The following is a 15328-nucleotide window of genomic DNA, read 5'->3' as shown; positions in this document are numbered from 1 at the left end:
CTGAATCGCACCAACCACCCCAAGAAAATGACATTTGAAAAATCGACCGTTCACGGTGTAACCTTGTTTCGAGCCGTTGCACCTGAGGAAGGCCCGACAAAACTGTTCGTTGGCGGTCTACACGGTGACGAAGGTGCGCATACCGCGCTGATTCTCGAGCGGTTGGCTCAGGATACCGTAAAAGCCGGAGAAGCGATTATCGTGCCGAGCCTGGTCGAGAACAGTAAATACATCGGCGTTTTGACCGAAGAATATTACCAAAGCGAAGCAGGTATGCGCTTACTGCAACTCATCTCAGAGTACAACCCGAGCTTTTATTTCGAGCTCCATGCCTATGGCGAGCAGTCGTATCCACGATTGACCGATCCGGAACGCGTGAAGCGGATCGGCGTACCGCAGTTTGTAGATATGGGTGAGGGGGTCCTCATCGGGTCTATCTCGCCGATTCTGAGGCGGAGATTCACGGTGCACGATTTCTGCATGACCATCGAGGTCCCTAAATGGCAAAGCGCGCGTGCCGCGATCGAAGAGCAAGTCCTAGAGATCTTGCGAATTGCGCTGAAACATACCGAACGAGAGGCGCTGATGCAGGAATATAGGCGAACGTATCCCGAGCAGGTAAAAATGGCTGAGCAGTTGTTCTATCAATACTACCGGCATCGGTTAAAGCCGTTTTAAACTGCGGCGGGGATAGTAGCCCAACGGGCGGACGAACGGACGAACGCTCGATCACCGTAGCCTGTTCGCGGCTTCCTGTACCGCGCCCAATTTGCCGATGATGGTCGCATAATCGCCATCGAGGAGTCGGGTATCTCCGTGGGCAATCAGCGATTTACCATCTCGTCGAACCAATACGATCAGCGTATCCCGTGGTAGCACGATATCTTTAATCGCCTTTCCTATTACGCGCTTGTTAGACACTTCAACCTCGAGTATATCGCCTTCTTCAGTGACCTCGCACATGCTGAAGAGATCGGGGTGGCCCACCATACCATCCAGCATTGTCGCCGTGGCGGTGATAGGGCTAATAGAGCGAATCCCGAGATCCATAAACGCTCGAAGGTTTTCTGGCTCGTTCACGCGTGCCACGAGGTTTTCGCTCGTGAATCCGAACTTTGCCTTTGCTACCTGGCAGACCAGCAAATTGGTGTTATCCTGGTCCGTCGTTGCGACGAAGTACTTGGCGTGTTCGATTCCCGCCTTTTTGAGTATTGCGACATCTTCGGCGTTACCGTGAACGGCTCGTATACCCATGCTCAGCGCTTTGTTGCAATTTGCTTCGTCGGTGTCGACGATAACAACGTTCTCGCCGCGGATGAGGAACCGGTCCGCCAGAGCCCGGCCGACCCCGCCTCCCCCAACTATCAAGATTTCCATAGGTATTACTCCTGTTCGTCTTGCTATAAAGCTTGCGGAGACTCCCGTTGCGAGTACCGTAATGATGATGGTAATGAACACCAAGCCGAGCAGACTGGTCGCTTCGGAATCGAACCCCAACGCGCCCAGCCGAATGGCAAAATAGACCGCCATTGAGGCTGGAACGACCCCCCGAGGTCCCATTGCCGAGATGAAAAGTTTCTCACCGCGCTTCAGGTCTGACGTCCGCGTGGATGTAAACACGGCCACCGGCCTTATAATAACGAGCAGCAAGACCGCCAGAAGGACCCCGTTGCGCCCTATTGCGCGAATGGCGTCGAAATCGATAATGGTAGCGAGCAGAATGAAGATGACAGAGAGTAAAATAATCGATAGATCCTCCTTAAAATGCTTTATCGACGCTTTATGCGGAAGATCAGATGAGCCGATCAGTATGCCGAAGAGCGCCATTGCGAGCACACCCGATTGGGCTCCGATATTTTCGGCAATGACAAAGCCGGCCAAAAGGATCGATATGGTGAACAACCGGGCGTACTGCTCCGTAAGCAGTGGTATGTTACGTAGGAGTAGAATGAGAACAATCCCGCTGAGTGCACCGAAGAAAACGCCGTCCAAGAGCCGGATGGCCAGGAATTCAAGGGCTTTGACGCCTGTGAATGAGGTGACAATCCACTCGAAGACGAGTGCAGCAAGTATCACACTTGTACCGTCATTCAGTACCGCCTCCGCCTGGAGCGTGCTGGCCACTTTCGTATTCACCCGTATCTGCCTGATTATCGGCGTAATTACGGTGGGACCGGTTGCGGAAACGAACGCGCCAAACAGCAGGGCGATGTTGAACGGAATGCCGAGCAGGGAGTAAGCAGTGACCGTAGTGAAGACCACAGTGATGATAACGCCAATTGTGACCAGATTCAAGATGCTGTGCTGCAGTTTCCGCAGTTGGCGGACATCAATGTCCAGACCGCCGTCGAAAACGATGATGGCCACGGCGAATCCGACGAGCAAGTCGATACCGCTGCCAAATCTGCCGGGTTCTATCAGTCCCGTAACTTCAGGGCCTAGCACAATCCCTGCCAGTAACAAAAAGACAATGCTCGGGATTTTTATGACTCGTCCAAGCATGTGTGCGAAGATCCCTATGATCATTACCCCCACCAGGGATGTCAGCACGTATGTGGTGCTCATGTGCGTTTGCCCTCAAATACTGTGGTGATTCCGTTTACGGTGGGCTCGTGGCCAGGGTAGTGGTAATGGACAGCTCGTAACTGTCCGGTCGAATACATACGTTCGCATAAACTCGTATCGCCCGCCCTTACCGGCTCGTCCATCCGTCCGCATTGATTGAGCACAAAATGGACGGTTCGCGGCATAGTACCGATGAGATCACCCTTACACTTGGTAGTCGGCCTGAGTACTTAAAGATAGTGCTGCAGAACAAAGCAAAGCGTTGACGATACGATAGATAGATGAGGATTTTGATTTACCTCTCATATCGCCCCATCCTTTATATACTTTTTGGTCGTATTTTGCTATTTTTAGGGGTTTTTCAAAATCCTCAGATAAAATAAAAAAGAGGAATGCTATAACAGTAACGCTATAGCATTGGTAAGTCGTTTTCTATGTTAGAAGCGTAACGATCTTTTATTCCGTAACTACTTCCCCAAATCCAACTCTCCTCGATACTTTCGTTATGCGGATTTTCACGTTATCCCCTTTCTGGCTGTTGGGTACAAAAACCACAAAACCCTCTACTCGGGTGATACCGTCGCCTTCTCTACCTACGTCCTCTATCGTGACGTCGTAGGTCTCGCCAACATTTATAGGGGCACTGAAACCCCTTCTTTCTCCACTATATTCCATACCTTACATGACCTCCTTTTATTCCTTCCTTTCTCGTTTTAGTTCGTGATACAACGCGAAATCGCGTCCTTTACAATAAAAGTCGCTCATTCCGCGCTACCACTTGAACAAAATTATAGTCTTTGTACATATAAATAAATGGACAGAAAGACGCGGGCTCACCACTAAGACGACGACGATTATTGCAATCCATTCGGTATACGAAACGCCCTTCTCACAGCCGTCTTTCGTTCCCTATTCACGTCGGGTTTTAGTTAGCAAGCACTATCGCTTCTTGTAAGCTTCGCTTCGCGCCGCGTGCGAATCACAACAGGGAGCGTATCTATCGAGAATGAAATGACCGCACCGCAGCCCGTTATTTCAATTTCGCGAGCGAGGCGGCGATAAACGCGGGGAGATCGCCTGGCTGACGGCTCGATATGAGATTGCCGTCCTCGACGACCTCATGATCGATGTATTCCGCGCCCGCGTTTTTGATATCCTGGATGATGGACTTCCAACCCGTTATTTTAGCCCGGCGAGAACCTGCGCGGTGATAAGGAGCTGTGGCGCATGGTAGATGCTGAATACGGGCTTATTGCTTTCGACGAAGGTTTTAACGAAATTTACCGCATCCGAATCAACGCGCAACTTATCGGGTGAATACCCGCCTGGGATCAGGAGTGCGTCGAACTCGTCGACGGAGATGTCTTTGACTGCTCGGTCAATTTTAACGGGCGTTCCCGCTTTCTTACCCCTGACCGTTTGTCCCGCGTTTATGCCGATATGGATCAGATCGTGCCCTGCCTTTCTGAATGCTGCGGCGGGCTTCGTGTACTCCACATCTCCAAACAAATCGGTAATAAGTACCGCGATTTCACTCATTCTTATTTCTCCCCTAACCTCCCGCCTCGTGGATTATAAGAACATTTCTCGGAGCTTCGTAACGGCCAGCGAACCTTGAAACGTGTTGGTGTCGATCTTTATTGTCCGCGTGCGTTGCGCCATTTCAAATCGCTCTTTATCGCGCGTCTGTAACAGATAGAGCACTTCTTCATAGGGGCCGATGAGTGTAACGTCCGGTTTGTCATCCAATTCCGTGAGAAGGGTGACGGAGCCGTCCTTCTGAAATATGTAGCAATAGCATTCCGTTTCTGTTTGAATATTGAAGACAATGGGCGCTAACACTCTGTAGAACGCGGTTTTGATCGCTTTCGCAGGCCCTTCGAGCTCTTGCTTGCCCTTTTCTTCCGCTTCGATGCCCAGTTGCTTGAGCAACGTATACATAGCTTCATTTCACATTCGGTGGTATTGGATAAGAAGGTTTTAGCACACGAACCTTCGCTCGCTGCCCTCGTTCACTCGATCCCGATTCAGAACGGTATTCGTTCGGCTTCTGACTCGCGCGTGTTGATCTCCATTGTCCAGAACCACGCTGCGCCCTTATGCACGCGGAAGATAACCACCGAGTGATCGCTCGGCAGGCTTGCCGCGATGGCCTTGAGGAAGGGGCGCTCTTCAAACAAACGCTCTTTGAGTGCGGTATCATCGACAAAATCCACCACGCCGGACGCTCGCAGCATTTTACCGCCTCCCAGTGCGTCTCCCGGATTGTAAAAGCAGAGCTCCACCTTCGGATTGCGCTGTAACTGCTTGTAGATAGACTTTATCGTACCAGTATGGAAGTAAAACCCAGTTTTATCCGCGAACCACATCGCGAACAGCCGTACGCGTGGCTGATCGCCTTCAATCGTTGCTACACTCGCCACAGGATTCTCGTTGGCAAACGTAATACAATCTTGTAGATTCATTTGTGCTCACTAACGTTCTGATTAGTTCTTGCAGTCATTTAAAGGTTGAGGTCGTGGTAACCACCAATTCACAGGTATTGCCCATGCCGCAATCGCCAGCCAGTATTGAATGAAAATGCAGATGATGAATGCAGGTGATTTGCCGTATGTATGTATCCTGAGTTCTCTGTACTGTATTGGTGATGCTGTAGCCGTATTTTTAGATTTAGACGAGGTGATCGATCGGTATCGTGCGTGAAGGGGAAGATGTGTGGGGTTTTTAGACGTGCACTGGCATGGGCGATTAATATTATAACTTTTTACTATATAAAGCTTTAAAAACTGGAGGAGCAGCTTCGCCATAATAACCGCTTCTTCGTGCTCGTTACGATAGATACTATCCGCCCTGATAGATAAGTCGATTGCCCGGTTTACTACGAGTACGAGCCGCTCATTTCTCGTCATACCATGATGTAATTTTTAACTTTTTCATAGCCGCACGTTGCTAACAGTTGATTGATGTCGACGTTCCCGACGATCAGTTCCAACGTCCCCTGATAGAATTTAGTGTTATAGTGAACTTTTTCGCGGGCGCCCGGGAGTTCGTTATAAATCGTTCGGACGTCGTTTATATCCTGCACGCCCTCGACCCGCAAGTGGTGTATCGTGCCCGAAGTGGTTCTTTGACTGCGTACTATCAGTTTTTTCATGGTTACACTATCTATCACTATAGGTTCGCGCCATAAGTATATATAAGGTATGGTTCCGATCCAGTTGATTCGATTGAGGATTTTGATCTGCTTTGAGTTGTACTGTACGTCCACGAGCCGCGTCTTCCGTAGCCGTTTTTAGTCGTATAAGTTACGAGCACTCCAGCCGCTCAGATACACACACGGTCTGGTCTATCTTGATCTATCTTTCTTCTTTCTCGTACCTTACTGAGCGATGATGATCTCATCGAGCGGTCGCTTGGGCACGTGGTGTACCCCTTCGTTATCCCGCCAGTACTCGATACTTCCGGCCGGCCCGACGGTCTCGAGGACGACGGTTTCTTTGGGCTTGCCAAGCGCGATGACAAGAAGGATCTCGAAGCGGCGCGGGATCTCGAGGTCTTTTCCGAGTCCGTACCGGTCGATCGACCCGATCATGCACCCGCCTAATCCTCGTTCCGTGGCACCGAGGAGAATACTCTGCGCTGCTATGCCGTGGTCACAACCGATAGCGTGTTTTGCGAGCTCTTTGTCCCAGAGGATGATGATATACGCCGCAGGCCGCTCACCTTCCAAGGGCCCGGGCCAGTCTTTGAGATACCCGGCCCAGACGAGGTGCGGGAAGATCAGTGCGTTCTTTGCGGGATCGCAGGAGAGAATATACTTGAGCGGTTGCATATTGCCGCCCGATGCGGAGTGTCGTGCGAGATCAACGAGCTCGCGCAGGGTCTGGAGGTCGATGGTCGCGTCCTGATAAAAGCGGCGATAGCTCCTGTTCTTCAGGATTAAATCTCGTATCATACTCATGAAAAGCTTCACCTCTCTACTTTACTCTACACTACTCTATACTACAGTACACCACCAACCTAAAAGAAGATAACGGCACTCATATTCATATCAGTATCGCATCAGGCATCGTTTCGAAATGCTTATCGCCGGTTAGGAGCTTCAGATTGTGAACTCGTGCAGTTGCAAGCAGGAGTGAGTCAATCGCGCCTAACCCGTACTTTAATTTGAGCTGAGCGCCTTGTAGTGCGATCTCGTCGTCGACATTGATCGTTTTCGCATGAACTTGAATAGTTTTGAGGAACTCATTTGCGGTTTGCTCATCTTTGAGCTGTTCTATCCGATATCGCAGCTCATAGAGATTTAAAACCGAGATAAACACCTTTTCACTCTGCCTTATGAGGTTCAAAGCAGCCCTGCCTCTTTCAGAGCCCTGGAGGATCTCGAGCCATGCAAAGCTATCGACCAGGATGCTAGAGCTAGAAGTGCTCATCGTCCACCTCGTCGGCATGCTCTTTGCGTATCGTTGCGAGATCGAGTTCAGGAAGCGCGCCAAATAGCGATTCTAACGGCTTTACCGGACGTAATTCGATCTTATCGTCATCGATACGGATCTCGAATTTATTCGTCCTGTATCTCTGCCTGATCTTCGCGGGAATGATGATCCGCCCACTTTTATCCATAGCTATCAGTTCACCCATTTCCATCACTCATGGTACGTTACTATATATGTACTATTCATGGTACTAGCATATATAAGATTGTGCCATTTTCCAGCGTTAGCCCAGGTTCTGCAGCGCAGATGCGTGAGCGATGCAACTACCCGTATCAAGCTTTGTTTCAGTGCTGGTTCGCCGTTTCCGGGTCGGTTCAGGCGTTCATTCCTAGGTGCGTGAGCGTGTGAACGATGCAGACCGAGCAGGGGGTTATTTCTCATCTCCTTTTTGCAAATTATGCCTTTATTTTAACACTTCGCAGCAGACTAATTCAATAGGTTTATATTCTTTCTTTACCACTTCCTCGGCTTTTAAATCCCCCATTCTATACCGATTATATACGTCCACAAGGCCTTGTAGATACTCTTTCCCCTTGACTTTCGTCCTTTCAAGCCGTCTCAGCTCCTTTAGCGCCCTATCAGGAATACCCCTGTTCAATACGCTGCTTATTTCGTCTATCAGTGCTGAGTCTTCTTCATTCTGTAGTTCCTTTCTCAGCTGTGCGAGTCTTTGCACGACTTTTTGGATGACTGGATCCTTTTTGGACTCTAATTCAACATTACGCTGATAATCTGTTTTGAATCGCGTTTCTAAGGTTTTTAATCCGGCGTAAATTAATCTTTTGTCTTCGTGGGTCACAGAAAGTAGTCTCTCTTCATCGGGACATCTCAGCTCAGAGATCACCTTTCCAATGTCTGACATGATCTCTCCGTCCCGTTTAAGGACATAGAGTTGTTCGAAATCGTCTTTTCTGAAATAAGCAAATAGACCTCTGTAATGTTCGTCCCTCTTACAACTTCGTGTACCAAGCTGCAGGTTTTTAATGACTCGCAAATATTTGGTGTTATTCTTTTCAAGATTATCGATGAGTAGCTCTGCTTCTTCGATATTAAATTCTTCTCCATCCATTTGCTCCTCTATGCTGTCAACATCTTTTTTATCGTAGATGGCATAAATGGCTTCTTCATTCAGTCGTTCTGATTCATCGAGGATCTTTTCATCCTCGCCGATGTGATCGTGTATCTCCTGGATTCTCCTAGAAACCCGCTCCTTGAGTGAGATCTTCTCATCGATTCGTTTATGCGGGAGGAAGTTGTAGGTTCTGATAACATCATGTTCGGTCCCTATTCTATCAACGCGGCCTATTCTCTGGATGAGGAGCACGGGGTTCCAGTGAAGATCATAATTTACCACGGTGCCACAGTCCTGAAGGTTCAAGCCAGCACTGAAGACATCGGTGGAAACAACAACATCAATCGGAGATTCATCGCCTTTAATGATGTATTCGTTAGCTTTCGGGGCGAATCGTTTAATAATTGACACTGCATCTTTCGTCTTTGAGGTTACAAACTCGAGATTCTCGACCCTTCCTTTTAATCGTTTATGGAGGTATTTGACCGTATCGGCGTATTCCGAAAAGATAAGCAACTTTTCCCCCTTGTGTCTTTGGGCTATTTTCAGTAATTCGTCAAACTTTTTATCACTACTCTCAGGGACACGTCCCAAAAATTCTGCGATGTCCTCAAAGATTTCAATATCATTTTGGAGGTCGCGTTTAAGATCATCTATTCTGAAGTCGGTCACCTGATATTTTTTTGAGGCTTCCTTTAGGTCTCCCAGTATATCTGCGATATCAACATCCTCGCTGTAAATCAAATCCTGTGCTTCTTCGCCGGCAGGGACGATATCTGATTCTAAAGCAGCGAGAAATCGCTTGTGAATTCTACACAATCTTCTGATAGTTTCAGAAAACGCAAATATGCTGCTCTCCAATCGTTTAAAGAGCATAACTTTATGCAATCCTTTCAAGAGTCCTGTTACCTTTTTCAAATCTCTGTAAACCTGTTCACCTCTCTTCTCTTCCTTAACGAATGGCCAGAGGTTGTATTTCGCATAGGTGAGCCTCTTTAACGCCTCTTCTATCTTGCCGAAGAGATTATTATAGGTCTCATCAATGTTGTAGGAAACGGTTTCGAGTTTCCGCTTCGGGAATGCGACATACTCCCCTTCCTGCGACTGATACTGCTTCTTTATGAATGTCCGTGTTCGCCGGATCAAGATTTTCGTGAGTAACTCTTCTATTCTCGAATCTCCATATTCCACCATATTGAAGAACTCCTTGAGAGAGCCCCCAGGTACGTGATAATCGTTTGTGCCTTCCTGATTGAAGAGTCGTATCTGATTGTAAATATTCCAGATGGAAGTATTCTGCGGCGTTGCGGTGACGAGAATGACCTTTTTACCGACCAAAAACGGATGTAGTTCGGCATACCGTTTGGTGTCGGAATTTCTGAAATAGTGACTCTCGTCAATGAGCACAACGTCTCGCTCGCGCCATTTCCAGAGTTCGCTGTTCTCATCATAAACGCCTTTGTTCAACATGCCGTGCGAGACAGTTTTGATGTCGATTTGGAAGCGTTCACCGAACTCGTCCCACATGCTCTGCACGCGTGGCGGGCAAATAACAACTGCTCGTTTACCCAGTTGGCTGACCAATGCGGCACCGATGAAAGTCTTTCCGAGCCCCACGACATCGCAGATAAAGACGCCATCGTAACGGTTCAAGGTTTCGTATGCCTGCAGTACTGCTTTTTTCTGGAACGTATACAGGTGCGGCATTCGACTCCAGTCAAAGAGGACACGAGAGCGGAATTTCATCCGTGATTGCACGAGATTGTAGAGGGTTAGGATATAGAGATCATACGGATCGGCAAACCTTAAGGCCCAACTATCTTCAAGTGAGTTCCTGAATTTTTCACTGAAAGGTTCGGATTCGCTCCACAGATTCTCAAACCAGGAATCAAGCTCTTTATAACTCTTGTTATCCCGTACATAGACGTTCAACTCAGTGCTGTGTTTGAAGCCGGAGAGTGTGAGGTTGCTGCTGCCAACAATGGCAATGCCGGTACTTCTCGCCAGTTCTGCAGATTCAGGGGCATATTTGAAGAGATATGCCTTCGCATGGAGCCGCTGTTTTGTATAAACCTTGATCTTCACCTTTTCCGCTGCGATTAATTCCTGCAGCGAAGAGAGCATCAGCTCATTCTCTTCTGACTGCTCGAGACTACCGATGTTGCGGGCCATTTTGTTCTTTACCGTATCAACGATCGCGACTTTATCGGTTAATTTCTGGTATTTCAATCGTTCAGCAGCTTCTTCGAGCTCTTCCCGTCGCGCCATACCTTCGGCAATCTCCTCAAGGGTCTGCGAATTAGATGTCGAGCCGATGATAAGTTTGAGTCCGTCCAGATGTGCAATGTTGGTGACGATCTCATTAAATCCCGAGAGGAAGAGATACCCGACGGCGAATTTCGCCTCTTCCGTTCCTTTAAGGCACGCATTTATCTCGTCTTTCAGGTAGCGATTCCGGTTGTCAATGATATCGGAATATTCTGGCATACTCATCTCCCGCTCGCCTCCAGTTCTTTCAGTTTCTTTTCAATGACCGCGGGAGCTGGTAATTGTTTTACTAATTCAGCAGGTAATCTTCTGGTCAAATAATACTTTGCGACACCCATCGGTTTTTCGATATTCCTCAAAGCGTATTCGACGACAATATTGTCTTTCTCTTTGCAGAGAATGAGCCCGATGGAGGGATTTTCATCTGGCAGTTTAACGGTATCGTCCAGAAGGTTAAGGTAAAAATTCATCTTCCCCGCGTATTCCGGAATGAATTTACCGATTTTTAAATCAAGGGCGATCAGGCATTTCAGGTAACGATGGTAAAAGAGCAGGTCGATGAAGTATTCATTCTCGCCCAGCACAATTTTATATTGATGCCCGATAAAAGAAAATCCTTTCCCGAGTTCCAAGAGGAAACTTTTGATATGCTCCAGGAGCTTGCGCTCTAATTCGCGCTCTTTTATACTTGCAGCAATGTCAAGAAAGTCAAGCATGTAGCTATCCTTTATGAGCGGCTCTACGTCCTGTAGCATTGTTACGGGCAGTGTTTCGTCGAAATTATGACTTTTCGCCTCTGCCAAGAACCGTTCAAAGGATCGGGTTTCTATTTGATGCACGAGCACGTTTCTGCTCCATGCGTTTCGGGCGGTCATGCGCAGGTAATATTCGCGCTGATAGTCATCACTCAGTTTCTCGAGGATAACGATATTCTGCCCCCATGGGATTTCTCGCACAAGCTGTGCGAGTTTTGGCTTATCCTTGTAGGTGCGATAGAACTTCCGCATCCGGTCCAGATTTGCGTAGGAGAACCCGCTATTTCTCGGGAACTCAGTTTGTAAATCGTGAGAGAGCTGCTGGATGATCTTCGAGCCCCAGCCCTGTTCCTCTTGCTTATCCACAACGGACTTGCCGATATCCCAGTAAAGAGCGATGAGTTCCCTGTTTACCGCCCGGTATGCCCGGTACTGCGCGTGCCGTATTTTTACTTTCAGCTCGTTCAGAAACGCCGTGTATTCGCTCAACTCAGCCATTGTTCTTCGCCTTCAACCGCTCTTCAATCGCGTGTGCTAACTTCGGATACCTGCGGTAATACCAGTTCTCAACTTCCTGGATGTCTTCTTCGTTGAGATTGTACAGCTCGTATACCCGCTTATCAATCTCAAGCTGCTCGTTGGTCATGTAGTCATATTTTGGATTTTGTTTTTGTGTTGAAATAATAGATATAACATAATCTTCAATTTTTTTATTGTTGGATATATTAAAGGGTATTATTATCTTTTTCAATGAATCAACATCAGATGATACGGTATGTTGAATATAAGATCTAAATATAAATTTTGCAAACTTAGAAGAGAGCAAACCTAGATACCAATATTCATTATCCACAAAAATGCAAGAACTTTCTTTATCAAATGGTGAAATAGAGCCCAATCTAAAGGTTGGGGAAAACAAGCCTCTCGAAGAAAAGCTAATTCCTTCTTTGAAGTAATACCTAATATTTCTTGGATATGGTTTTTTTGATTGCGCTCTGATGAGTGTGCCTTCTAAAAGATTTTTCACTGCTTTTTCAGACCAGTCGATGAAGTAAGGCGTAGGCACATAATAGTTTGGCAGCCAGCCTTCTTCAACATCTGATGCACCACCTTTGTCATAAGGGACAAAGTATCTACCACCAAAATATCGGTGTTGATGTATCGGGTTTGTGGATATACCTTTTTCGATGATCTCTTGCTTCAGTTTCTCATCTTCTCTTATCTTCTCAAGTTCTTCTTCTTTTAACACGAGACTTAAGTCAATCTCCCGGTAATTCGAACCTTTGGTATTTGGAAATTGCCGTAAATAATACTTATTGTCACTGGTTTGAAGCCCCGCCAGTACCTTTGCAATATTTCCAAGTCTCACCAGTTCAATAGCTTTTCCATTGAACTTGACGCTCATCACCGGCGGATTCCCCGGGATAACGTTTGTAGTATCGTCCATCAGCGCAAATAATTTCGGCGAGGCGATGAAGAACGAGAGATTGGAAAACCGTTTGATCATCTTCTGCCGGTAGACATAGATCGCCTTCTCTTCATCTGAGATGATGGTATACCCGTCTTGCGCAGTCTCATCTGGTTCAATTTGAATCAAGGTATCAAAGGCGGTTTCTAAATCCCCGGTTTTGATATCCCGCCCGTGGAAGTCTGCAGCTATAATAAAATTGTTTTTAATCTTGTCAGGAGCGCTTTTCTTGAAGAGATAAATGCCGGTGTTAACGGTGGCTTTGAATGTCCGCATCGGCACGGATATGAGATACTGCGCTTTGGTCTCTTCGAACAGTTTCTTTCTCAACGGATAGTGCGTTCGGATGGTCTGCCACGTATCGCTCATGATGTAGCAGAGCGTGCCGCCGGGCTTTAAGATGTTTACACCAAGCGCAGCAAAGACACCGTAACTGTCTTTACTACCGAGACCAAATTCCGCATTAGAAATCGATTTATCAACCGCAACGCCGTAAGGAGGGTTGGCAATAACAATATCAAACCCGCCTCTACTAACGTCCATCACCTCGAAGAAGTTCAGCTCCCAGTTGAACGCATCGATCTCCTTGCCCGCTTTGATTTCCCTGATCTTTTCGTCGATATCTGATAATTCCTGCTTAATCGCCTCCCTCAAGCGCTCTTCATTAGCAAGCTCCCTTGTGCTCTTTTCGACCAGGGTGCGTTGGGCACCTACGGCCTTCAAATCTTTCTCCTTCTTGGTGCGGATACGCTCGAGCACCCAGATGGTGATTTCCCGTCTCGTTTTGTCTATTTGCGATTTCAGCTTCTCTTTTTCGGCAGCCGTTATCGCCTCGGCGTATTTGAGTTTCAGGGAGTTATATTTCCCTCGCAACCCCAGCAGCCTCATCTGCTCCTCTGATTTCTTCACCTTGCCACTCAGTTGGGTTTCGAGATCAAACGAGAAGCCGCAGATCTTTGATACCAGGCTGTTGCCTCTGACAATTTTGAAATCGAGGTTAATCAGCGGTGGAATAGCCCCGAGATCTTCAACTTCAATGTCTACAATTAAGGAGAGCCACAATCGCAGCCGTGCAAGATGCACCGCTCTCTCCTGGCAGTCAACGCCGTAAATGCAATCCTCAATGAGCTTCTTTCTCAAGTAATACCGCTCTTCCTGTGTGCCTAAGTGCTCATTGAGCTTCTCGATCAAACTCACCAATTTATTGAGGATATCGACGGAAAAGGCACCTGACCCGACACCAGGGTCAACGATCTTCAATACGAGGAGTTTCTCCTTTACAAGTGCCGGGTCGTCAATTCCCTCGGTAGAGAGCTCGAACACGAGCGCCTTTAACGCTTCTCTTGGAATTTGGGGTAATTCAGTGACGAGATAATTCAAAAGCGCCTGTTTCACCATGAACGAGACGATAAAGCGTGGCGTGTAATAACTGCCCGATGCGCGACGGGGATCAGGAATATCTTTGAACTGTTCGGATTCTAACGAAAGGATAAGCTGCTCGAAGATTCGGCCCAGCATCTCGGGGTCGATTGCGACTTCCTCTTCGTACTCGGTGTCCTCGCGTATGGTGAAATTGAATCGTTCCAACAGGTCATCAAACAGGCTCTTGAAGGCGTCGTTTGGTATAGTGACGTTACCCTCAAGCCCGTCATCGAACTCGAACAAACCACCATTAAGGAATGGAATCGTTTCAAACTCAGGATGGTCGAAATCAGGGTCAGAGAGCCTCTTAAAGAGCGGCACGAGGAACTCTTTGTAAAACTCCCGGTTTTCTGAATTTAGCCGTGTGAAGCCGTTGTAAAGGAAGCTGTAATCTTGATTGAGCCAGCCTTTTTTCTGGATGAAGTACAGGAATATCAAGCGGTTTGTAATCTCTTGCGTCAGCTTGTCAGCGTCCTTTTTATCCAGCAGACGGTTATGCGATTTAATAGCGTCTCTTAAATCCTTGTATCTTTTCACAAACTCTTCATAGAACGCTTTAGAGACTGCCTCGACATCGAAGGCATCTTCACATTGAGCCATCAGAGCCGACGGCGCTATGCCTTCGGGAGCGAATATTCTTGCCAATCTATCCGCAGCGGTTCTCAGCCTCTCGGTTTTACCAACGGTGATCCTCCGGAATCCGCGAACATTATTGGGTCTTATACCGCCAATATATTTGGTGTTCACGAAATGGAACTCGTCGCTCTTTGGATTCGTAAAAACGATGAGATTATAGAGATAGTAACGCGAGATAGCTTTGACAGCATGGAGTTCAATGCCTTTTAAAAGAGTCTCGATGTTGCAGAGAACAATCTTAAACGCGCCCTTTTCTGCAATTATCTTCGTCGAGTGTATCGCTTCGCGTATACTCTCAGGATATTCGATAACCAGATCTTGGTTTTCATAATCATAATTCAGTTCGTCGATAAAGAGTCTTCTTAGGGTTTCGATGTCATTTAGATCTTGAAGAACTGGTAGGATTCTTCGCCAATCTGTCGTACTCACCATCATGGCACCTGTGTCAAGTTTTACCTAAGACAAAACATCTATATATGGCTTTCGCTTTTTTCCTGTTTGTGTGTTTTTTTGACGTTATGCTTTCCCTAGCCCCTACTCACTGCTTTTCGTTTTCACGCTCGTTCTTATCCGCGTAGACAAAGGGCAGGTTCACGCTCATGCTTTTTCGGATTGCTGCTACCTGGGGCTTTTGTTTTGTAGCCCG

13 protein-coding genes and 1 pseudogene are annotated in these 15328 nt (G+C 47.3%); 1 reads left to right on the top strand and 13 read right to left on the bottom strand.

Annotated features, from left to right (window positions below):
• Window positions 1-27: 27 nt before the first annotated feature.
• Window positions 28-678 (top strand): DUF2119 family protein, encoded by a 651-nt coding sequence (locus tag JW878_06940; protein MBN1762793.1) that lies wholly within the window; start codon window positions 28-30, stop codon window positions 676-678.
• Window positions 679-729: 51 nt separating this feature from the next.
• On the opposite strand, the gene JW878_06935 is transcribed toward JW878_06940, so the two are convergent.
• From JW878_06935 to JW878_06875, 13 genes and pseudogenes are all read right to left on the bottom strand, one after another.
• Complete coding sequence (locus JW878_06935; protein MBN1762792.1) at window positions 730-2565, bottom strand: cation:proton antiporter; 1836 nt, start codon at window positions 2563-2565, stop codon at window positions 730-732.
• Entirely contained in the window at window positions 2562-2750 is a 189-nt protein-coding gene (locus JW878_06930; GenBank protein ID MBN1762791.1) for a hypothetical protein, read from the bottom strand. Before JW878_06930 ends, JW878_06935 begins: the two co-directional genes overlap by 4 nt.
• 271 nt (window positions 2751-3021) lie before the next feature.
• Window positions 3022-3240: a TRAM domain-containing protein gene (locus tag JW878_06925; protein MBN1762790.1), complete on the bottom strand. Its 219-nt coding sequence runs from the start codon at window positions 3238-3240 to the stop codon at window positions 3022-3024.
• Window positions 3241-3595: 355 nt separating this feature from the next.
• A pseudogene (locus tag JW878_06920) lies at window positions 3596-4104 on the bottom strand (type 1 glutamine amidotransferase).
• A gap of 33 nt (window positions 4105-4137) precedes the next feature.
• Window positions 4138-4506: a hypothetical protein gene (locus JW878_06915; GenBank protein MBN1762789.1), complete on the bottom strand. Its 369-nt coding sequence runs from the start codon at window positions 4504-4506 to the stop codon at window positions 4138-4140.
• 86 nt (window positions 4507-4592) lie between these two features.
• The gene (locus JW878_06910; GenBank protein MBN1762788.1) at window positions 4593-5030 is read right to left on the bottom strand and encodes a pyridoxamine 5'-phosphate oxidase family protein; all 438 of its coding nucleotides are present in this window, start codon (window positions 5028-5030) and stop codon (window positions 4593-4595) included.
• Window positions 5031-5470: 440 nt separating this feature from the next.
• A complete protein-coding gene (locus tag JW878_06905; GenBank protein ID MBN1762787.1) occupies window positions 5471-5719 on the bottom strand; it encodes a hypothetical protein in 249 nt (82 codons plus the stop codon).
• A gap of 225 nt (window positions 5720-5944) precedes the next feature.
• Window positions 5945-6520 carry a nitroreductase family protein gene (locus JW878_06900; GenBank protein MBN1762786.1) on the bottom strand — a complete coding sequence of 192 codons (576 nt, stop codon included), beginning with the start codon at window positions 6518-6520 and terminating at the stop codon, window positions 5945-5947.
• Between the two features lie 91 nt (window positions 6521-6611).
• Window positions 6612-6998, bottom strand: a complete 387-nt coding sequence (locus JW878_06895) for a type II toxin-antitoxin system VapC family toxin (protein ID MBN1762785.1) — start codon at window positions 6996-6998, stop codon at window positions 6612-6614.
• A complete protein-coding gene (locus JW878_06890; GenBank protein ID MBN1762784.1) occupies window positions 6985-7206 on the bottom strand; it encodes an AbrB/MazE/SpoVT family DNA-binding domain-containing protein in 222 nt (73 codons plus the stop codon). The genes JW878_06895 and JW878_06890 overlap by 14 nt, the downstream gene beginning before the upstream one ends.
• Window positions 7207-7464: 258 nt before the next feature.
• A complete protein-coding gene (locus tag JW878_06885) occupies window positions 7465-10626 on the bottom strand; it encodes a hypothetical protein (GenBank protein ID MBN1762783.1) in 3162 nt (1053 codons plus the stop codon).
• Complete coding sequence (locus JW878_06880; protein MBN1762782.1) at window positions 10623-11654, bottom strand: DUF1016 family protein; 1032 nt, start codon at window positions 11652-11654, stop codon at window positions 10623-10625. The genes JW878_06885 and JW878_06880 overlap by 4 nt, the downstream gene beginning before the upstream one ends.
• Window positions 11647-15114, bottom strand: a complete 3468-nt coding sequence (locus tag JW878_06875) for an Eco57I restriction-modification methylase domain-containing protein (protein MBN1762781.1) — start codon at window positions 15112-15114, stop codon at window positions 11647-11649. Before JW878_06875 ends, JW878_06880 begins: the two co-directional genes overlap by 8 nt.
• Window positions 15115-15328: the final 214 nt, after the last annotated feature.

Source organism: Methanomicrobia archaeon (assembly GCA_016930255.1).
Lineage (GTDB): Archaea > Halobacteriota > Syntropharchaeia > Alkanophagales > Methanospirareceae > JACGMN01.
Note: the sequence above shows the minus strand (reverse complement) of the source record. Positions and strands in the feature narration are given on the sequence as shown.